Raw genomic sequence first — 18,075 nt, forward strand, 5'->3', positions numbered from 1 at the left:
CCGCCCGTACGACCGTGACAGGGCGCCCCTCCCTCCCGGAGGGGCGCCCTCCTCCCCGAGGATGGACCCCGTGCACCCGACGACAGCACACGCAGCCGAGCCCGCGCGGACCGCGCTCCCCCGCGACGGGGACCCCGGCACCCCGGACTCCGGAGCCACGGCCCCCCGGACTACTAACGCGCGCCCGGCGGACTCCCGGACCAGGGACGGCATCATCACCGCGCTCAGCCGTGACCCCCTGACCCGCCCGCACGCCGTGCGCAACGACGCGGTGCTCGCCGCGTGCGTCGCCGTCCTGGGCGTCTCGCTGGCGCTGCTGACCGGGGACGGCCGCCGGCCCGACGCGCTCGGCTGGGCCCTGCTGTTCGCGGCCCACGTGCCGCTGGCCTGGCGGCGGAAGCGGCCGCTGCCGGTGATGCTGGCGGTGCTGGCCCCGATCGTGCCGTACCACGCCCTGGACAACCACCACGCGGCGCCCGTGGCCGCGACCGTGGTGGTGCTCTACACGGTCGCCGCCACGGGCACCCTCCGCCGGACACTGCTGATCGGCACCGTCGTCATCGGGACGACCCTCACCGTGAACGCGCTCACCAACCCCGACGGCCTTGTCGAACTGCTCCGCATCGTCGGCTGGGTCGTCGCGGTGCTCCTCCTCGGCCTGGACGTCCGCGTCTACCGGCAGTACGTCGCCGCGATCGTCGAACGCGCCGAACGGGCGGAGCGCACCCGGGAGGAGGAGGCGCGCCGGCGCGTCGCCGAGGAGCGGGTGCGCATGGCACGTGACCTGCACGACCTGCTCGCCCACAGCATCACCCTCATCGGCGTGCAGACGTCCGTCGCCGCGCACGTCCTGGCCGCCGACCCCGACCGTCTCGACCGGGCCGCCGTGGCGAAGGCCCTCGACGACATCGCCGGCACCTGCCGCACCGCGCGCGGTGAACTGCGCGCCACCCTGGAGGTGTTGCGGGACAACGGGGGTCCCGAGGACGCGCGGGGCCCGCTCGCCGGTCTCGACGGGCTGTCCGACCTGGTCGGGGCCGCGCGGCTGGCCGGGGCCCGCGTGGAGCACCGCGTGCGGGTCGAGGGGCCGGTGCCGGCCGCGGTCGGGGCCGCCGCGTACCGGGTGGTGCAGGAGGCGCTGACCAACGTGGTCCGGCACGCCGGTCCGGAGCCCGCCGTGCGCGTCGACGTGAGCGACCGGGACGGGGTGCTGCACATCGGCGTCACCGACGACGGCACCGGACCCGACCCCGGCGGCACCCCCGGGTTCGGGCTCGTCGGCATGCGGGAGCGTGCCCGCAGCGTGGGCGGCACGCTGGACGCCGGTCCCCGCGAGAGCGGGGGCTTCCGGGTGACCGCCGCCCTGCCGCTGACCGACGCGACCCGGAAGGGACAGGCCCGATGACCGTCCGTGTGCTGCTCGCCGACGACCAGACCCTGGTGCGGGAGGCTTTCGCGATGCTCGTCGAGTCGGCGCCCGACATGGAGGTCGTCGGGCAGGCCGCCACCGGCCGGCAGGCCGTCGAACTCGCCCGCACCGAGCGGGCCGACCTCGTCGTCATGGACATCCGCATGCCGGACCTCGACGGCATCGAGGCGACGCGCCTGATCGCCGCCGACGACGACCTGGCGGGGGTGAAGGTGCTCGTCCTCACCACCTACGACACGGACGAGAACATCGTGGACGCGCTGCGCGCCGGGGCGTCCGGGTTCCTGGTGAAGGACACCCGGCCCGCCGAACTCCTCGACGCCATCCGCACGGTGGCCGCCGGTGAGGCGCTGCTGTCACCCGGACCCACGGCCCGGCTGATCGCGCGCTTCCTGCGCAGCCCCGTGGCGGCGCCGGCCACCGCGGGACCCGACTGCCTCTCCGAGCGGGAGCGGGAGGTGCTGACGCTGGTCGCGCGCGGTCTCAACAACACGGAGATCGCCGAGACGCTCGGGCTGAGCCCGCTCACCGCGAAGACCCACGTGAGCCGCACCATGGGCAAGCTCGGCGCCCGCGACCGGGCCCAACTGGTCGTCGTGGCCTACGAGTCGGGCCTCGTCGCACCGGGCGCCGGCTGACCCCTCCAGGGGCTGACCCCGCTACAGGGTGTGCCGGAGCCAGCGCTGGACGGTGCTGTTGATCCCGGCGGACAGGGCGCTGAGGTGCTCGATGGCCTCGCGGTCCTCGGGACGCGGCGGGATCCCGGCGGCGGTCAGGGCGGCGTGCAGGTCGAGGCGGCGCCGGTCGCGCGGGTCGATGGGGGAGCCGGCGCGGGTGGCCGGGTCCGGCGGGGCCAGCAGGTAGTCGCCGCCCGGCTGCCCGGCGGCGTAAGGATTCGGGCCGTACTCGAAAGCGGTCGCGGTCATGTCGCTCTCCTCACCGAAGGGGTGTCGGTTCGCAGGGGAGGAGAGCGGGGCCGCGCCCTCCGGTTGCACCACCGCGGAAACGTCACGCCTTCGGCGTCATCGGCATATCGTCCTCAAAGCTCGCTCATGCCGGAGGCCGACGCGGCTCCGGAAAAGCGGAATGGAGCGGCGGCCGTTTCCCGGAATTCCTTCGGCGAGAAACGCACCGCTCGCGCATTTGTCCTCACGTCGGCCGCAATGCGGGGCGGTGGAAAACCGGTCCACCGCCCCGCCCCGCACCTGCGGAAACTCAGTAAGTCTAGACACCTGGCGGCACGCGTGTGACGTGAAGCGTGACATGTGTGAGAGGTGGGAATCACGGTCTTCTGACAACAGCCGGCGTGCGGCGCCGGAGAAGCGGAGGACGTGGTGAAGGAAATGCGGGAGGAGTCCGGGGCGGCGGCGGTGGTGCGGTGAAGCCGCCCGTCGGCGCGTACGTCGTGGACACCCGCGCCGAGCGGCTCGGCATCGTCATGGGGCACGAGGGCCCCTACGTGCAGCTGCGGCCGTACGGCGGCGGACGGGAGTGGGACGCCGACCCCCGGGCCGTGCGGCACGCGACGCCCGAGGAGCGGCTGCGCGCGGCCACCGCGTACGCCAACGCCAGGAGCCGCGGCGAGGTGCCGTGAACGTGCGCGACAATGGCTGCCATGAGTCTGTTCCGCGACGACGGCATCGTGCTGCGCACCCAGAAACTGGGTGAGGCGGACCGGATCATCACCCTGCTCACCCGCGGTCACGGACGGGTCCGTGCCGTGGCGAGGGGCGTGCGCCGGACCAAGTCGAAGTTCGGCGCGCGCCTGGAGCCCTTCTCGCACGTGGACGTGCAGTTCTTCGCCAAAGGCAGCGAGCTCGTCGGACGCGGCCTGCCGCTGTGCACGCAGAGCGAGACGATCGCGCCGTACGGCGGCGGCATCGTCACCGACTACGCGCGCTACACCGCCGGCACGGCCATGCTGGAGACCGCCGAGCGGTTCACCGACCACGAGGGCGAGCCGGCCGTCCAGCAGTACCTGCTGCTCGTCGGCGGGCTGCGCACCCTCGCCCGGGGCGAGCACGCCCCGCACCTGGTGCTCGACGCCTTCCTGCTGCGCTCCCTCGCGGTCAACGGCTACGCGCCCAGCTTCACGGACTGCGCGAAGTGCGGCATGCCGGGACCGAACCGGTTCTTCTCGGTCGCGTCGGGCGGAACCGTGTGCGCCGACTGCCGCGTCCCCGGGAGCGTCGTACCCTCGCCGCAGGCCCTCGAACTCCTGGGCGCACTGCTCACGGGAGACTGGGCCACCGCGGACGCGTGCGAGGCACGGCACGTCCGGGAGGGGAGCGGGCTCGTGTCCGCCTACCTCCACTGGCATCTGGAGCGCGGGCTGCGCTCGCTCCGGTACGTCGAGAAGCAGTAAGAACCCCGTCAGCACGAGGAGACGAGAGACACATGGCCGTACGCGGATTCCTGGGGCGGCAGCGCCGGGAGTACAGGACCCCGGAACCGCACCCCTCCGGCGCGCGGCCCCCGAAACTCCCCGGGGAACTCGTCCCCAACCATGTGGCGATCGTCATGGACGGCAACGGGCGCTGGGCGAAGGAGCGGGGCCTGCCGCGCACCGAGGGGCACAAGGTCGGCGCCGAGCGGGTGCTGGACGTGCTCCAGGGCGGCATCGAGATGGGCGTGGGCGCCATCTCGCTGTACGCCTTCTCCACCGAGAACTGGAAGCGGTCCCCGGACGAGGTGCGCTTCCTGATGAACTTCAACCGGGACTTCATCCGCAAGACCCGGGACCAGCTCGACGAACTGGGCATCCGGGTCCGCTGGGTGGGCCGCATGCCCAAGCTGTGGAAGTCCGTCGCCAAGGAGCTCCAGGTCGCCCAGGAGCAGACCAAGGACAACGACCGGCTCACCCTGTACTTCTGCATGAACTACGGCGGCCGCGCGGAGATCGCCGACGCCGCGCGGGCGCTCGCCGAGGACGTGAAGGCGGGCCGCCTCGACCCGTCGAAGGTCGACGAGAAGACGCTGCGGAAGTACCTGTACTACCCGGACATGCCGGACGTGGACCTGTTCCTGCGGCCGAGCGGCGAGCAGCGCACCTCCAACTACCTGCTGTGGCAGAGCGCCTACGCCGAGATGGTCTTCCAGGACGTGCTGTGGCCGGACTTCGACCGGCGCGACCTGTGGCGGGCGTGCCTGGAGTTCGCCTCGCGCGACCGCCGGTTCGGCGGGGCCATCCCCAACGAGGAGCTGCTGGCCATGGAGGGCCGCCAGTCCTGACCCGGCCGGCGCGGGGCCGCTGCCGCCCTGCGCCGGGCGTGGTCTTCGGCCGCGTGTCGCACGGCTGCTGCCGGGCGGGCGCGGCCACCCCGGCCATGCTGGCCGTATGCCCGACCTGCCCCCGTCCGAGGTGCGGCGCGCCGCTGCCATGACCGTCCTCACGGTGATCTCGGGCGCGGTGGACGCGGTGAGCTTCCTGACCCTGGGCAAGGTGTTCTGCGCGCTGGTGACGGGCAACGTGCTGTTCCTGTCGTTCGCGCTGGCGGGCGAGGGGGACGTGCCGGTGGAGCGGGCCGCCACGGCCGTCGCCGCGTTCGCGGCGGGCGCCGCGCTCGGAGCGCTGACCCTCGCCGGGCTCGCCGCGCGGGGCCGCCCGTGGTTCGTCGCGGGACTGGCCGGTGAGGGGCTGCTGCTCGTCGCCTCGGGGGCGGTGGCGCTCGGCCGGCACGGCCTCGCCGAGGCGGTCGACCACACCGACTACGTGGTGATCGGCGGGGTGGCCCTCGCGATGGGCCTGCGGGCGTCCACCGCGCTGCGCATGCACGTGCCCGGCATGCCGACATTGCTGAGCCAGACGGCGCTCGCGCAGCTCGTCAACGACCTGCTGAACCGGCCCCTCACGGCGGACGGCAGGGCACCGCGGCACCGGCTGCTGGCACGGTCCCGGTGGGCGGCGACGGTACTCGGCATCTTCGTCGGTGGCGTCCTGGGCACCTGGCTGCTGGTGCCCCTGGGCCCGGGACGGGCCCTGATCGTGATCGGCGCGGCGGTGCTGACGTTCGCCGCGGCATGCCACGTCGCCCTGCTCCGGCGGGAGGACATGGGGGCGAGGACCTGAGGACGGCTCCGCCGCAACCGGGGCCCGAACGGCCACCGGCCGGCTGACCGCCGCCGACGCCGACGGAAGCCGGCTGCCCGGGTGCGGGCGTGTCCCCGCGCCCACGGAGCGTGAACCGGCTGCCCTGGTGCGGGTTTCTGCGTCGGCGGTGCGTGAACCGGCTGCCTTGGTGTGGGTTTCTGCGTCGGCGGTGCGTGAACCGGCTGCCCTGGTGCGGGTTTCTGCGTCGGCGGTGCGTGAACCGGCTGCCTTGGTGTGGGTCTCTGCGTCGGCGGTGCGTGAACCGGCTGCCCTGGTACGGGTCTCTGCGCCCACGGTGTGCGAACCGACTGCCCCGGTGCGGGTCTCTGCGCCCGTGGTGTGCGAACCGGCTGCCTTGGTGTGGGTCTCTGCGCCGGCGGTGCGCGAACCGGCTGCCCGGTGCGGGCGGGTTTCTGCGCCCGCGATGCGCGAACCCGCTGCCCCGGTGTGGATCTCAAGCGCCCGCGGTGCGCGAGGTGCTCCCCGCGGTGCGCGAGGTGCTCCCCGCAGTACGGCTCCCGCGCGCCGCGGCACGCGTCGTGCGTCCCGGCGTGGACGCTGAGCGCTCGCGGTGCGTCGACCACCCGCTCCCGGTGCGGAAACCGACCGCTTCCAGTACGCACCCCGCGTCCCCGGCGCGGGGCCGCGCGCGGGCTACGCGCCCGCGCAGTCCGCGCAGGTGCCGAAGATCTCCACCGTGTGGGCCACGTTGACGTAGCCGTGTTCGGCGGCGATGGCCTCGGCCCACTTCTCCACGGCCGGGCCCTCGACCTCGACGGCCTTGCCGCAGCTGCGGCACACCAGGTGGTGGTGATGGTCGCCGGTGGAGCAGCGGCGGTAGACGGACTCGCCGTCGGCGGTGCGCAGGACGTCGACCTCGCCGGCGTCGGCGAGGGACTGCAGCGTGCGGTAGACCGTGGTGAGCCCGACCGAGTCGCCCTTGTGCTTGAGCATGTCGTGCAGTTCCTGCGCGCTGCGGAACTCGTCGACCTCCTGAAGGCAAGCCGCCACGGCGGCACGCTGCCGGGTGGCGCGGCCCTTCACGGGCGGTCCTGCGGTCGTCACCGGAATGCCTCCTCACATCTGGCTGCTGCCCGGGCCATTGTGCCAGCCCGGGCAGCGGCGAGTCAGGCGCCGACCTTGCCGTCCGCCGGACGACTCGCCGGAATCGAGCACTCCGCAGGGTCGGGCCCGGGCCGCGCGGCGGCCAGCGCCCGGGCGCGGCGCCGGGCCAGCGGGGCGGCCAGCGCGGTCAGCAGGATGAAGGCGCCGATGGTCAGCAGCACGATCGTCGCGCCGGGCGGCACGTCCTGGTAGTACGAGGTGACCGTGCCGCCGACGGCCACACTGACGCCGATCGCGACGGCGACGGCGAACGTGGCGGCGAAGCTCCGGGTGAGCTGCTGGGCCGCCGCGACCGGCACCACCATCAGCGCGCTCACCAGCAGCAGGCCCACGACCCGCATCGCCACGGACACCGTGACCGCGGCCGTGACCGCCGTGAGCAGGTTCAGGAACCGCACCGGCAGTCCCGTCACCCGCGCGAACTCCTCGTCCTGGCTGACCGCGAACAGCTGCCGCCGCAGTCCCACGGTGACCAGCACCACGAACGCGGCCAGCACGCAGATCGCGGTCACGTCGGACGGCGAGACCGTGGACAGCGAGCCGAACAGGAACGACGACAGGTTGGAGGTGGAGCCGCCCGGCGCGAGGTTGATGAACATGACGCCGCCGGCCATGCCACCGTAGAAGAGCATCGCGAGGGCGATGTCGCCGCGGGTCCTGGCGTACCAGCGGACCAGTTCCATGAAGACGGCGCCGAGGACGGAGACCACGGCGGCCATCCACACCGGGGACCAGGACAGCAGGAAGCCGAGGCCCACACCGGTCATCGCGACGTGACCGATGCCGTCGCCCATGAGCGCCTGGCGGCGCTGGACGAGGTAGACGCCGACGGCGGGCGCGGTGACGCCGACCAGGACGGCGGCGAGCAGCGCCCGCTGCATGAAGGCGTAGTCGAGGATCTCCATCAGCTCAGCAGTCCCGTGCGGATCGGTCCGGCGTCCGCCGGTGCGTGCGGGTGTACGTGGTCGTGGCCGGGCAGGGCGTGCTGGCCGACCGCCTTGGGCGGCGGGCCGTCGTGCAGCACGCAGCCGTCGCGGAGCACCACCGCCCGGTCGATCAGCGGCTCCAGCGGCCCGAGTTCGTGCAGGACGAGGAGGACCGTGGCGCCCCGGTCGACCTGCATGCGCAGGGTCTCGGCGAGGACCTCCTGGCTGGCCAGGTCCACGCCCGCCATCGGTTCGTCCATGATCAGCAGGTCCGGTTCGGAGGCGAGCGCGCGGGCGATCAGCACCCGCTGGTGCTGGCCGCCGGACAGGGCGTCCACGGAGTCCTTGGCGCGGTCCGCCATGCCGACCAGCTCCAGCGACCGGCGGACGGCCTCCCGGTCGCCCTTGCGGAAGAGGCCGAAGCGGGTGCGGGCGAGCCGTCCCGAGGAGACGACCTCGGTGACGGTGGCGGGCACCCCGCCGGCGGCCGTGGTGCGCTGCGGGACGTAGCCCACCCGCGCCCAGTCGCGGAAGCGGCGCCGCTCGGTGCCGAACAGCTCGACCTCCCCGGCGGTGACCGGGACCTGGCCGATCACGGTGCGCACGGCGGTGGACTTGCCGGAGCCGTTGGCGCCGAGCAGGGCGACGACCTCGCCGCGGCGCACGGTGAGGTCGATGCCGCGCAGCACGGGGCGCGAGCCCAGCTCGGCGCGCACCCCCCGCAGGGTGATGACGGGCTCGGTGGTCATGCCGTCCTCCGGTGTCGCGTCGTCGGGGGTCACCGGGCGCCCAGCGCGGTGCGCAGGGCCGTGAGGTTGGCCTCCATGACCTGGAAGTAGTCCTCGCCGCGGGAGTGGTCGGTGATGCCCTCGACCGGGTCGAGGACGTCGGTCCTCAGACCGGTGTCGCCGGCCAGGGTCTTGGCGGTCTTGTCGCTGACGAGGGTCTCGTAGAAGACGGTGGTGACGCCGTCCTCCTCGGCGATCTGCTGGAGTTCCTTCACGCGTGCCCCGCTGGGCTCGGTGTCCGGGTCGAGGCCGCTGATGGCCTCCTCGGTCAGCCCGTAGCGCTCGGCGAGGTAGCCGAAAGCGGCGTGGGTGGTGACGAAGACGTCCGTGTCGCGGTTCGCGAGACCGGTGCGGAACTTTTCGTCCAGTGCCTTGAGGTCCTTGACCAGGGTCGCGGTGTTCTTGCGGTAGTCGGCGGCGTGGTCGGGGTCGGCCTTCTGGAAGGCCTTGCCGACGCCCTCGGCGACCTCGGCGTACTTCACCGGGTCGAGCCAGATGTGGGGGTCGCCGCCCTCGTGGTCGTGGTCGTGGTCGTGTTCGTCCTCGTGGGCGTGCTCGTCCCCGTGTTCCTCGCCGTGTTCCTCGCCGTGGCCGGCCTCGGTGCCGTGCTCCTCCAGCGCGGTCAGCTCGGCCGCGTCGATCTTCGTGGCGATGGGGGACTGGCCGATGGCCTCGTCGACGGAGGGCTGGAGGCCCTTGAGGTAGAGGGCGGCGTCCGACTCCTCGAGCTGCGCGGTCTGCCGGGCGCTGATCTCCAGGTCGTGCGGCTCCTGGCCGGGCTGGGTGAGACTGGTGACGTGGACGTGCTCGCCGCCGATCCGCTCGGCGAGGAAGGCCATCGGATAGAACGACGCGACGACGTCGAACTTGCCGGTGTCGCCCGCGGCGGCGTCGGACGAGCAGGCGGTGAGGGTCCCGAAACCGAGGGCGGCGACCGCGGTGAGAGCGACCGCGGATATGTGGCGTCGTCGTACGTTCATGACAGTCATTTTCAACGAAGATGGAAACCGTTGTCAACAAGCCCTCCGGCGGCCCCTCGACGACCCCCCTCGACGCCCTTGCCGGCCCGGCGGAGGTCCGCTTGGGGGGACCGATTTGGTCGAGGGGCCGTCCCCGCCGGTAACCTGAGGCATTCGCTGGAAGCATCTCCGCTTCGTCGCCCGTCGTCGTAATGAAGAGAGCACCGTGGCCGCCGACAAGATCGACACCATCGTCAGCCTGAGCAAGCGCCGTGGCTTCGTATTCCCCAGTAGTGAGATCTACGGCGGCACGAAGGCCGCCTGGGACTACGGACCGCTGGGTGTCGAGCTCAAGGAGAACCTGAAGCGCCAGTGGTGGCGCTACATGGTGACGTCGCGCGAGGACGTGGTCGGTATCGACTCGTCCGTCATCCTGGCCCCCGAGGTGTGGGTCGCCTCCGGTCACGTCGCGACGTTCACCGACCCGCTCACCGAGTGCACCTCCTGCCACAAGCGGTTCCGCGCGGACCACCTGGAGGAGGCGTACGAGGAGAAGAAGGGCCGCGCCCCGGAGAACGGCCTCGCCGACCTGAGCTGCCCCAACTGCGGCAACAAGGGCACCTTCACCGAGCCCAAGCAGTTCTCGGGTCTGCTCTCCACCCACCTCGGCCCGACGCAGGACTCCGGTTCCGTCGCCTACCTGCGCCCCGAGACCGCCCAGGGCATCTTCACCAACTTCGCCCAGGTGCAGACCACTTCGCGCCGCAAGCCGCCGTTCGGCATCGCCCAGATGGGCAAGTCCTTCCGCAACGAGATCACGCCCGGCAACTTCATCTTCCGGACCCGCGAGTTCGAGCAGATGGAGATGGAGTTCTTCGTCAAGCCGGGCGAGGACGAGCAGTGGCAGGAGTACTGGATGGAGCAGCGCTGGAACTGGTACACCGGTCTCGGCCTGCGCGAGGAGAACATGCGGTGGTACGAGCACCCGAAGGAGAAGCTCTCCCACTACTCCAAGCGCACCGCTGACATCGAGTACCGCTTCCAGTTCGGCGGCAGCGAGTGGGGCGAGCTCGAGGGCGTCGCCAACCGCACGGACTACGACCTCTCCGCGCACGCCAAGGCCTCCGGCCAGGACCTCTCCTACTTCGACCAGGAGGCCGGCGAGCGCTGGACGCCGTACGTCATCGAGCCGGCGGCCGGTGTCGGCCGGGCGATGCTCGCCTTCCTCCTCGACGCGTACGTCGAGGACGAGGCGCCCAACGCCAAGGGCAAGATGGAGAAGCGCACCGTGCTGCGGCTCGACCACCGGCTCGCGCCGGTGAAGGTCGCGGTGCTGCCGCTGTCCCGCAACCCGGAGCTGTCCCCGAAGGCCAAGGGTCTCGCCCAGGCGCTGCGGCAGAACTGGAACATCGAGTTCGACGACGCCGGCGCCATCGGCCGCCGCTACCGCCGCCAGGACGAGATCGGTACGCCGTTCTGCGTGACCGTCGACTTCGACACCCTCGACGACAACGCGGTGACCGTGCGCGAGCGCGACACCATGAAGCAGGAGCGGATCTCCCTCGACCAGATCGAGGGCTACCTGGCCGCCCGCCTGGTCGGCTGCTGATCTCTCCTCCCTGCTGACCGGCACGAACGCCGGGTCCCGGATCTCCGGGGCCCGGCGTTCTCGCGTCTCCGGGCCGTGCGCGGCCCCGGGGGTGGCTGACGGCTAAACGAATGACAGATATTGAAATCTGTCATTCGTCATGTCAAGGTGGGCGCATGACGACGCACACACGACCTCTCGGAAAGACCGGCCCCCGCGTGTCCGCCCTGGGGCTCGGCTGCATGGGCATGTCCGCGCTGTACGGCCCGGCGGACCGCGGCGAGGCGATCGCGACGATCCACGCCGCCCTGGACGCCGGCATCACCCTGCTCGACACCGGCGACTTCTACGCCATGGGCCACAACGAGATGCTGGTCGGCGAGGCGCTGCGCACCGCCCCCGCCGGGCTGCGCGAACAGGCCCTCACCAGCGTCAAGTTCGGCTCGATGCGCGACCCGGACGGCGGCTGGGGCCCGATCGACGGCCGGCCCGCCGCGGTGCGCAACTTCGCCGCGTACTCCCTCCAGCGGCTGGGCGTCGACCACATCGACGTCTACCGCATCTCCCGCGCCGACCCCGACGTGCCGATCGAGGAGACCGTCGGCGCCATCGCGGAACTCGTCGAGAAGGGCCACGTCCGGCACATCGGCCTCAGCGAGGTCGGCGCCGACACGATCCGCCGGGCCGCCGCCACCGCGCCGATCACGGACCTCCAGATCGAGTACTCGCTGATCTCCCGGGCCGTGGAGGAGCAGATCCTGCCCACCACGCGGGAACTGGGCATCTCGATCACGGCGTACGGAGTCCTCTCGCGCGGGCTGATCTCCGGCCACTTCACCGCCGACCGGGAGCTGTCGGCGAACGACTTCCGCGCCCACTCGCCGCGCTTCCAGGGCGACAACCTCCGCCACAACCTGGGCCTCGTCGACGCGCTGCGCGAGATCGCCGACCGCAAGGGCGTCACGGTCGCGCAGACCGCCATCGCCTGGGTGCTGTCGCGCGGCGAGGACATCGTGCCGCTGGTCGGGGCCCGCACCCGGGAGCGCCTGACGGAGTCGCTGGGCGCGCTGGACGTCACGCTGGACGCGGACGACCTCGCGGCGATCGAGCGGGCGGTGCCGCCCGGGGCAGCGGCGGGCGCCCGCTACCCGGAGCAGCAGATGGCACACCTCGGCACCGAGGAGTGATCGTGGCGCCGGGTACGGTTCAGGCATGGCAGCGACCGAGACCCTGACCGCCGAGCGCATCCTTCAGGCGACGGAGGAGGTGCTGCGCCGGCACGGCCCCGCGAAGGCCACCGTGGTCGACGTGGCCCGCGCCCTGGGCGTCAGTCACGGCAGCGTCTACCGGCACTTCCGCACCAAGGCGGCGCTGCGGGAGGCGGTCACCAAGCGGTGGCTGGACCGTACGTCCGAGGCGCTGGACGGGATAGCCGGCGACGGGTCCCGCGATCCGGAGACCCGGCTGCGGGACTGGCTCGCCGCGCTCTTCACCGCCAAGCGGCGCAAGGCGGGCGACGACCCGGAGCTGTTCGCCACCTACAGCGTGCTGGCCGGTGAGCAGGTCGGCGCGGTCGCCGAGCACATCGACGAGCTGACGGAGCAGGTGACGCGGATCGTCGCCGACGGGGTGGCCGCCGGCGTCTTCCACAGCGAGGACCCCGCGGTCAGCGCGCGTGCGGTGTTCCAGGCGACCGGGCGGTTCCACGATCCCGCGTACGCGGGGGAGTGGGACAGGGGCGAGGCGGACGCGGACTTCGCGGCGGCGGTGGATCTGCTGCTGCGGGGGCTGCGGGCCTGACACCTCTGCGGCGCCGGGTGCGGGTCGTCGGTGGCTGATCGCGCAGTTCCCCGCGCCCCTGAAGGGCGCGCCTAGCTGCGGGCAGTCGTGCCGCTGGGGCGATGGGGGTACCTCCCGCTCGAGCAAAGCCGAGAGTGGGGGAGGGTGGGCGCAGCGGCACCTCTGCAGCGCTGGGTGCGGGTCGTCCGTGGCTGGTCGCGCAGTTCCCCGGGCCCCTGAAAGGGCGCTTCCGCCCCCGCGTTGGAGGGGGCTGTGGGGGACGCCCCGTGCGTGGGTTCTGCGGACCGCCACCTGTTGATGTTGCTTTTGCTGCACACTCAGCGGCATTCATCCGTCGACCGCCGGAGGCACCCGCACCATGCCCCAGATCGACTCGAGCAAGGTAAGCCGCTGGGACCTGCACGGCCGTGAGCACACCGTGCACGTCCACCGCACGGGGGTGCAGCGGACCATCAGATGCGACACCTGCGGCTGGCGCCGCTCCGCCCAGTTCCTGCCGTGGCTGAAGGCGCAGGAGCACCTGGAGCAGGCCCACCAGGCGACGGTGGACCCGACAGCCGCCTGACCGACCTGACTGGCCCGCCCGGGACGGTCCGCTGCGCCCACCCGTGCCACCCCTAGCGGCACGACTGCCGCAGCTAGGCGCGCCCTTCAGGGGCGCGGGGAACTGCGCGACCAGCCGCGGACGACCCGCACCCGGCGTCGGCGGGGTGCCGCTGCGCCCACCCGTGCCGCCCCAAGCGGCACGACTGCCGGCAGCGGCGGCGTCTCCGCCTGCCGCGGCAGACGCCTCACGCGTCCACCCCCGCCCGCCGCGACAACCGCTCCCCCTCGAGCCGCCGAGCCGCCCTCTCCGCCGTCCCCCGCGCCCACACCCCCGTCGTCACGACGCCCAGCGTCAGAACCACCGCCCCGCACGCCGCCAGAACCCACCACCCGGGGCGGGACGCCGAGACGAACGTGTCGGCGTACGAGGCGTACGAGGACGCCGACACCCCCGCCGCGAGCACCGCGCCCAGGACCGCCACGCCCAGCGTCTGCCCCAGCTGCCGGCTGGTGGAGGCGACCGCCGAGGCGACCCCGGCCTGGGAGAGGGGCATGCCCGAGACCGCCGTGTTGGTGATCGGCGCGTTCACGAAGCCGAAGCCGACGCCGAAGAGGACGTACCCCAGCAGCAGCGTCGCGTTCGACGTCTCCGCCTCGAAGAGGGCGAACAGCAGCCCGCTCACCGTCATCGCGCCGCCCGCGACCAGCAGCGGCAGCCGCGGCCCCCGGCTGCCGACGAGGCGGCCGGACAGCGGGGCGCACAGGAACGTCGGGACGGCCATCGGCAGCATCCACAGCCCCGCCTCCATCGCGCTCAGCCCCCGCACGTTCTGCAGGTACAGCGTCGACAGGAACAGGAATCCGCCCAGCGCCGCGAACGCGCTCACCGCGATCACCGTCGCCCCGCTGAACGGCGCCGAGCGGAAGAAGCGCAGGTCGATCAGCGGCTCCGTGCGGCGCGGTTCGTAGCGGAGGAGCGCCAGGAGGGAGACCAGAGCCAGGGCCGCGAAGGGAGCCGTGGACCGCCAGCTCCCGTGCGGCGCCTCGATGATCGCGTACGTGAGGGAGCCGAACAGGGCGATGACCAGGACCTGGCCGACCGGGTCCGGGCGGCGGGCCCGCGGCGCGCGCGACTCCGGAACGAAGCGCCAGGTCAGCAGCAGGGCGGCGAGGCCCACCGGCAGGTTGACCCAGAAGATGGAGCGCCAGCCGACCGAGTCCACCAGCAGCCCGCCCACCAGCGGCCCCGCGGCCATCGACAGGCCGACCACCGCGCCCCACACCCCGATCGCGCGGGCCCGCTCGCGCGGATCGGTGAAGGTGTTGGTGATGATCGACATGGCGACCGGGTTGAGCATGGACCCGCCCACCGCCTGCACCATGCGGAACACCACGAGCCAGTTCAGGTCCGGGGCGAGCGAGCACAGCAGCGAGCCCAGGGTGAAGACGACCAGGCCGGACATGAAGACCCGCCGGCGGCCGATCCGGTCGGCGGTCGAGCCGGCCAGCATCAGCAGCGAGGCCAGCACCAGCGTGTACGCGTCGATGGTCCACTGCAGCCCCGAGGTGCTCGCGTCCAGCTCCCGCTGGAGGGACGGCAGGGCGACGTTCAGGACCGTGTTGTCCAGGCTCACGATCAGCAGGCTCATGCAACAGATCGCGAGCACCAGCATGCGGCGGCCATGGCTGAGCTCGGGCATGCGCGCCATCGTACGCCCACTTCTATAGTGCGGCTAACTAATGACCTTTACACGATCTTTGTGCGGAGCGCCCCGCCGCATGCGGGACAATGGGGGAATGCCCACTGCCTCGCCGACCGTGAACACGACCCTGTCCATCGGCCCGCACGCGGTGCAACCGCCCGTCGTGCTCGCCCCCATGGCCGGGATCACCAACGCGCCCTTCCGCACCCTGTGCCGGGAGTACAGCGGCGGCAAGGGCCTGTTCGTCAGCGAGATGATCACCACCCGGGCGCTGGTCGAGCGCAACGAGAAGACCATGCAGCTCATCCGCTTCGACGCGAGCGAGCAGCCGCGCTCCATCCAGCTCTACGGCGTCGACCCGGCGACCGTCGGCAAGGCCGTCCGCATGATCGCGGAGGAGGACCTCGCCGACCACATCGACCTGAACTTCGGCTGCCCGGTGCCGAAGGTGACCCGCAAGGGCGGCGGCTCCGCGCTCCCCTTCAAGCGGAACCTGCTGCGCGCCATCCTCCGTGAGGCCGTCGCCGGCGCCGGCGACCTGCCGGTCACGATGAAGATGCGCAAGGGCATCGACGACGACCACATCACCTACCTCGACGCCGGCCGCATCGCCGTCGAGGAGGGCGTCACCGCGATCGCGCTGCACGGCCGCACCGCCGCCCAGCACTACGGCGGCACCGCCGACTGGGAGGCGATCGCCCGCCTCAAGGAGCACGTCCCCGAGATCCCGGTCCTCGGCAACGGGGACATCTGGTCCGCCGACGACGCCCTGCGCATGGTCCGCGAGACCGGCTGCGACGGCGTGGTCGTGGGCCGCGGCTGTCTCGGCCGGCCGTGGCTCTTCGCCGACCTGGTCGCCGCCTTCGAGGGCCGCCCCGACGACTACGTCCGGCCCACCCTGCGCGAGGTGGCCGACGCGATGGTGCGGCACGCCACGCTGCTCGGTGAGTGGATCGGCGACCAGTCGCGCGGGGTGATCGACTTCCGCAAGCACGTCGCCTGGTACCTGAAGGGCTTCGCGGTCGGCTCCGAGATGCGCCGCCGCCTCGCGGTCACCTCCACCCTGGAGGAGCTGCGGGCCGGGCTCGACGAGCTGGACCTGGACCAGCCCTGGCCGTCCGGCGCCGACGGCCCCCGCGGCCGTACGTCCGGCAACAACCGCGTGGTGCTGCCGGACGGCTGGCTGAAGGACCCCTACGACTGCGCGGGCGTCGGCGAGGACGCCGAGCTGGACACCTCCGGCGGCTGATCAGCCCTTGGTGGGCCGGGGCACGGACCCGTAGGCGGTGAGGAAGCGGTCGCGGAAGGTGTCCATCTTCCACACGGGGGCGTCGTCGGCGGGCCGCAGGCCGGGCGTCCACCGCCAGCCGTCGATCTTCTTCAGCACCTCCGGGTCCTTGGCGACGACCGTCACCGGCACGTCCCGGTTCTTGGTGTTCCCGGTGACCCGGGCGATCGGCTGGTGGTCGCCGAGGAAGACCAGCACGGTGTCGTCGGTGCCGTAGCGCTCCAGCCACTCGGTGAGGGCGGTCACCGAGTACGAGACGGACCTGCCGTACTCCTTGCGGGACTCGGTGGAGTCGGCCATCACCTCGGACGCGTCCCGGCCCTCCTCCTGGATCGCGTCGAAGACCGAGCCGTCGCCCAGGTCCTCCCAGTCGATCATCTCCGGGACCGGCGCCCACGGCTGGTGGCTGGAGGTGAGGATGACCTCGGACATCAGCGGCCGGCTCCGCTCCTTCCCGTGCTCCAGACGCTCGAACGCCTCCAGGGCGTACTGGTCCGGCATGGTCGACCAGCTGAACTTCGGCCCCTCGTAGCCCATCTCGAAGGCGTCGTACACCTTGTCCAGGCCGTACCACTTCGCCTCCGGCCAGGTCTTCTGCACACCCGGCATGATGCCGACGGTGTCCCACGCGCCGGACTTCCGGAAGGCGGCGGTGAGGGTCAGCCGGTCGCTGTTCGTGGCGGTTCGGTATCGCTGCTGGTTGTCGATCCACAGCCCGGACAGCGTCGTGGAGTGCCCGAGCCAGCTGCTCCCGCCGTACGTCGACGAGGTCAGCCAGCCGCTGCGCGCCTGGTAGCCGGCCGCGGCGAGCGCGGCGCCCCGGGTGTCGAGGGTGCGGGCGACGCCGGGCTCGATCAGCGGGTCCTCCATCGCCACCCGGCCGTAGCTCTCGATGAACGCGATGACGACGTCCTTGCCGCGCAGGTCCGGCAGGAGCTGTCCCGGCGGGGTGGCACCGAAGGTGTCGTGGCGGGCCTCCTTGGCGAAGGCCGCCTCGTCGCGCAGGGTGTCCATCACCCGCTGGGTCTGCCCGCGCAGGGTGTCCGCCGCGCGGTCGGAGGCGACCGGCAGCCCCGAGATCTGCAGGCCCAGCGAGGCGCAGGTGATCCACACGGTCCCGGCGATCATGGCGCCCTGACTCGCACGGGCGCGGTGCCGGGCGACCACGTTGCCGAGCCGCACGGTGGCCAGCGCCATGAGGAGCACGACGAGCAGGGCGAGCAGCACCGCCCCGACGGCAGCCGCGTCGGCGACGAAGCCGCCCATGGAGTCCCGCACGTACGACAGGGCGTCGTCCAGCAGGCCCCAGTCGAGAACCAGGTTGAAGCCGCGGCCCAGGTACTCGCTGAAGCCGATGTCCAGCAGGTTGAGCACGGTGAGCACGCCGAGGCCCGTGCCGTAGAGCGCGGCGAAGACGACGCGCGGCCGGCGCGGCAGGGCCAGCAGCAGCACCGCCCCCACGATCGCCTCGGCGGGGATCCGGGTGAACCGGTCGGGGCGCAGGCCCGGCGCGGTGTTCGGCATCAGCAGGGCGCCGAGCACCAGCACGGCGGCGAGGACGTGCCCGGTGATCCGCAGCGCGCGGTCGGCGGAGGGGTGTGCGTCGCGGGCGTGACGCAGGCGCGCGAGGACACGTGCGTCACGCGGGCGCAGGCGGACACGGAGGGCGCGCAGGCGCGCGAGGACGCGAGTGTAGACGGGCAACCCGGAGGTTCCTTCCGTACCGAAACCGGTGAGGCGGGAGGCGGATCCGGCGTGGGGGTCCGGATCCGCCTCCCGTTCGTACGGGCGGCCGGGCCGGAGCGTTCATCCCGCCGGTCCGCATGGTGGAAC

18 protein-coding genes are annotated in these 18,075 nt (G+C 72.5%); 11 read left to right on the plus strand and 7 right to left on the minus strand.

The window, feature by feature from the left end; genetic code table 11:
* Window positions 1-61 precede the first annotated feature (61 nt).
* Both ACQZOG_RS06210 and ACQZOG_RS06215 read left to right on the plus strand, forming a co-directional pair.
* Entirely contained in the window at window positions 62-1,405 is a 1,344-nt protein-coding gene (locus ACQZOG_RS06210; protein WP_193456963.1) for a histidine kinase, read from the plus strand.
* Window positions 1,402-2,067: a response regulator gene (locus ACQZOG_RS06215; RefSeq protein WP_037639393.1), complete on the plus strand. Its 666-nt coding sequence runs from the start codon at window positions 1,402-1,404 to the stop codon at window positions 2,065-2,067. Before ACQZOG_RS06210 ends, ACQZOG_RS06215 begins: the two co-directional genes overlap by 4 nt.
* Window positions 2,068-2,088: 21 nt before the next feature.
* Here the strand turns inward: ACQZOG_RS06215 and ACQZOG_RS06220 are convergent, their stop codons facing one another.
* Window positions 2,089-2,355, minus strand: coding sequence for a hypothetical protein (locus ACQZOG_RS06220; RefSeq protein WP_033275794.1), 267 nt, complete (start codon window positions 2,353-2,355; stop codon window positions 2,089-2,091).
* A gap of 452 nt (window positions 2,356-2,807) precedes the next feature.
* On the opposite strand from ACQZOG_RS06220, the gene ACQZOG_RS06225 reads away from it, so the two are divergent.
* The 4 genes from ACQZOG_RS06225 (at window position 2,808) to ACQZOG_RS06240 (ending at window position 5,498) form a co-directional block, all read left to right on the plus strand.
* The gene (locus ACQZOG_RS06225) at window positions 2,808-3,023 is read left to right on the plus strand and encodes a hypothetical protein (protein WP_033275793.1); all 216 of its coding nucleotides are present in this window, start codon (window positions 2,808-2,810) and stop codon (window positions 3,021-3,023) included.
* Between the two features lie 21 nt (window positions 3,024-3,044).
* Window positions 3,045-3,794: a DNA repair protein RecO gene (recO, locus tag ACQZOG_RS06230; protein WP_033275792.1), complete on the plus strand. Its 750-nt coding sequence runs from the start codon at window positions 3,045-3,047 to the stop codon at window positions 3,792-3,794.
* Between the two features lie 32 nt (window positions 3,795-3,826).
* Window positions 3,827-4,660 carry an isoprenyl transferase gene (locus ACQZOG_RS06235; RefSeq protein ID WP_033275791.1) on the plus strand — a complete coding sequence of 278 codons (834 nt, stop codon included), beginning with the start codon at window positions 3,827-3,829 and terminating at the stop codon, window positions 4,658-4,660.
* Between the two features lie 106 nt (window positions 4,661-4,766).
* A complete protein-coding gene (locus ACQZOG_RS06240) occupies window positions 4,767-5,498 on the plus strand; it encodes a YoaK family protein (protein WP_261674996.1) in 732 nt (243 codons plus the stop codon).
* Between the two features lie 675 nt (window positions 5,499-6,173).
* On the opposite strand, the gene ACQZOG_RS06245 is transcribed toward ACQZOG_RS06240, so the two are convergent.
* The 4 genes from ACQZOG_RS06245 to ACQZOG_RS06260 form a co-directional block, all read right to left on the minus strand.
* Window positions 6,174-6,584: a Fur family transcriptional regulator gene (locus ACQZOG_RS06245; protein ID WP_033275790.1), complete on the minus strand. Its 411-nt coding sequence runs from the start codon at window positions 6,582-6,584 to the stop codon at window positions 6,174-6,176.
* Between the two features lie 62 nt (window positions 6,585-6,646).
* Window positions 6,647-7,549 (minus strand): metal ABC transporter permease, encoded by a 903-nt coding sequence (locus tag ACQZOG_RS06250; RefSeq protein WP_033275789.1) that lies wholly within the window; start codon window positions 7,547-7,549, stop codon window positions 6,647-6,649.
* Complete coding sequence (locus ACQZOG_RS06255) at window positions 7,549-8,319, minus strand: metal ABC transporter ATP-binding protein (RefSeq protein ID WP_193456961.1); 771 nt, start codon at window positions 8,317-8,319, stop codon at window positions 7,549-7,551. Before ACQZOG_RS06255 ends, ACQZOG_RS06250 begins: the two co-directional genes overlap by 1 nt.
* Window positions 8,320-8,348: 29 nt before the next feature.
* Entirely contained in the window at window positions 8,349-9,338 is a 990-nt protein-coding gene (locus tag ACQZOG_RS06260) for a metal ABC transporter substrate-binding protein (protein ID WP_193467489.1), read from the minus strand.
* 205 nt (window positions 9,339-9,543) lie between these two features.
* On the opposite strand from ACQZOG_RS06260, the gene ACQZOG_RS06265 reads away from it, so the two are divergent.
* From ACQZOG_RS06265 to ACQZOG_RS06280, 4 genes are all read left to right on the plus strand, one after another.
* On the plus strand, window positions 9,544-10,926 hold the full coding sequence (locus tag ACQZOG_RS06265) for a glycine--tRNA ligase (RefSeq protein ID WP_033275786.1): 1,383 nt from the start codon (window positions 9,544-9,546) through the stop codon (window positions 10,924-10,926).
* Between the two features lie 155 nt (window positions 10,927-11,081).
* The gene (locus tag ACQZOG_RS06270) at window positions 11,082-12,092 is read left to right on the plus strand and encodes an aldo/keto reductase (protein WP_033275785.1); all 1,011 of its coding nucleotides are present in this window, start codon (window positions 11,082-11,084) and stop codon (window positions 12,090-12,092) included.
* Window positions 12,093-12,117: 25 nt separating this feature from the next.
* Window positions 12,118-12,705, plus strand: coding sequence for a TetR family transcriptional regulator (locus tag ACQZOG_RS06275; protein ID WP_033275784.1), 588 nt, complete (start codon window positions 12,118-12,120; stop codon window positions 12,703-12,705).
* A 358-nt stretch (window positions 12,706-13,063) separates the two neighbouring features.
* The gene (locus tag ACQZOG_RS06280) at window positions 13,064-13,270 is read left to right on the plus strand and encodes a hypothetical protein (RefSeq protein WP_033275783.1); all 207 of its coding nucleotides are present in this window, start codon (window positions 13,064-13,066) and stop codon (window positions 13,268-13,270) included.
* Between the two features lie 226 nt (window positions 13,271-13,496).
* On the opposite strand, the gene ACQZOG_RS06285 is transcribed toward ACQZOG_RS06280, so the two are convergent.
* Window positions 13,497-14,951, minus strand: a complete 1,455-nt coding sequence (locus ACQZOG_RS06285) for an MFS transporter (protein ID WP_033275860.1) — start codon at window positions 14,949-14,951, stop codon at window positions 13,497-13,499.
* Between the two features lie 97 nt (window positions 14,952-15,048).
* Between ACQZOG_RS06285 and dusB the strand changes: the two genes are divergently transcribed.
* Window positions 15,049-16,203: a tRNA dihydrouridine synthase DusB gene (gene dusB, locus ACQZOG_RS06290; RefSeq protein ID WP_033275782.1), complete on the plus strand. Its 1,155-nt coding sequence runs from the start codon at window positions 15,049-15,051 to the stop codon at window positions 16,201-16,203.
* Here dusB and ACQZOG_RS06295 read toward each other — a convergent pair whose 3' ends face one another.
* Window positions 16,204-17,946 carry a CDP-alcohol phosphatidyltransferase gene (locus tag ACQZOG_RS06295; RefSeq protein WP_397662482.1) on the minus strand — a complete coding sequence of 581 codons (1,743 nt, stop codon included), beginning with the start codon at window positions 17,944-17,946 and terminating at the stop codon, window positions 16,204-16,206.
* Between the last annotated feature and the right edge of the window lie 129 nt (window positions 17,947-18,075).

The sequence above is a fragment of the Streptomyces sp. P13-3-3 genome, assembly GCF_050571355.1.
Classification (GTDB): domain Bacteria; phylum Actinomycetota; class Actinomycetes; order Streptomycetales; family Streptomycetaceae; genus Streptomyces; species Streptomyces althioticus.

Bases quoted from the DNA above. Each gene is read 5' to 3' on its own strand.
- ACQZOG_RS06235 (WP_033275791.1), top strand. From the start codon at position 3,827: ATGGCCGTACGCGGATTCCTGGGGCGGCAGCGCCGGGAGTACAGGACC.
- ACQZOG_RS06285 (WP_033275860.1), bottom strand. From the start codon at position 14,951: ATGCCCGAGCTCAGCCATGGCCGCCGCATGCTGGTGCTCGCGATCTGT.
- ACQZOG_RS06280 (WP_033275783.1), top strand. From the start codon at position 13,064: ATGCCCCAGATCGACTCGAGCAAGGTAAGCCGCTGGGACCTGCACGGC.
- recO (WP_033275792.1), top strand. From the start codon at position 3,045: ATGAGTCTGTTCCGCGACGACGGCATCGTGCTGCGCACCCAGAAACTG.
- dusB (WP_033275782.1), top strand. From the start codon at position 15,049: ATGCCCACTGCCTCGCCGACCGTGAACACGACCCTGTCCATCGGCCCG.
- ACQZOG_RS06260 (WP_193467489.1), bottom strand. From the start codon at position 9,338: ATGAACGTACGACGACGCCACATATCCGCGGTCGCTCTCACCGCGGTC.
- ACQZOG_RS06220 (WP_033275794.1), bottom strand. From the start codon at position 2,355: ATGACCGCGACCGCTTTCGAGTACGGCCCGAATCCTTACGCCGCCGGG.
- ACQZOG_RS06210 (WP_193456963.1), top strand. From the start codon at position 62: ATGGACCCCGTGCACCCGACGACAGCACACGCAGCCGAGCCCGCGCGG.
- ACQZOG_RS06270 (WP_033275785.1), top strand. From the start codon at position 11,082: ATGACGACGCACACACGACCTCTCGGAAAGACCGGCCCCCGCGTGTCC.
- ACQZOG_RS06275 (WP_033275784.1), top strand. From the start codon at position 12,118: ATGGCAGCGACCGAGACCCTGACCGCCGAGCGCATCCTTCAGGCGACG.
- ACQZOG_RS06240 (WP_261674996.1), top strand. From the start codon at position 4,767: ATGCCCGACCTGCCCCCGTCCGAGGTGCGGCGCGCCGCTGCCATGACC.
- ACQZOG_RS06255 (WP_193456961.1), bottom strand. From the start codon at position 8,319: ATGACCACCGAGCCCGTCATCACCCTGCGGGGGGTGCGCGCCGAGCTG.
- ACQZOG_RS06215 (WP_037639393.1), top strand. From the start codon at position 1,402: ATGACCGTCCGTGTGCTGCTCGCCGACGACCAGACCCTGGTGCGGGAG.
- ACQZOG_RS06250 (WP_033275789.1), bottom strand. From the start codon at position 7,549: ATGGAGATCCTCGACTACGCCTTCATGCAGCGGGCGCTGCTCGCCGCC.